The organism is Nocardia sp. 852002-20019_SCH5090214 (assembly GCF_001665865.1).
Taxonomy (GTDB): Bacteria; Actinomycetota; Actinomycetes; order Mycobacteriales; family Mycobacteriaceae; genus Nocardia; species Nocardia nova.
The window spans coordinates 1-581 of record NZ_LZMK01000035.1 but is presented as its reverse complement, the minus strand read 5'-3'; the positions used below and the strand labels follow the sequence as shown (position 1 = coordinate 581).

The following is a 581-nucleotide window of genomic DNA, read 5'->3' as shown; positions in this document are numbered from 1 at the left end:
TGTCGGCCAGGCCGTGCTGGAGTGTGGCGGCGGCGACGATCTCGTCGCTGCGCTCACGCAGCCGTTCGATGGTCGCGGCGGTCTCGTCACCCACACCCCAGGTTTCGGGGGACTCGTTCGAGATGTCGTTTTCGGCGAGGTAGTCCGCGGTCGCGCGCAGGTCCTCGACATCACCGGCGAGCAGTGAGAGTTGTTCGGTGAGTTTGTCGCGGTCGGCGTAGCCGGGCCAGAGCTGCAGGTCCGGGTACTGTCCGTCGCGGATCGCTTTGCCGACCTCACGGACACGGGCCTGGTCCTCAGCGGTCATCACCGCGATCTCGGCGGCCATCTGCTTGGCCGTGACGTGGCCTTCGTCGAATCCGGCCAGCAGCTCCGGGATGCGGCCGCGGGCTTCCTCTCCGGGATCGACGAACACCGGGGAGGTGAGCAGGTCGATGTTGCGGGTGTCTCCGGTGAGGTAGTCGACGACGAAGTCGACGCGGGTGCGGTCGTCTGTGGTGAGGCCGGCCGCATCCCGGAGCTGCTGGCCGGATTCGACGAAGGCCACGTCACGGCCAAGCAGATGGCCGCCGAGATCGCGG

The 581-nt window shown here is 68.0% G+C and carries 1 pseudogene; it reads right to left on the bottom strand.

Annotated features, from left to right (window positions below):
• Positions 1–581: pseudogene (locus A5780_RS40620) on the bottom strand (hypothetical protein); the annotation flags it as partial.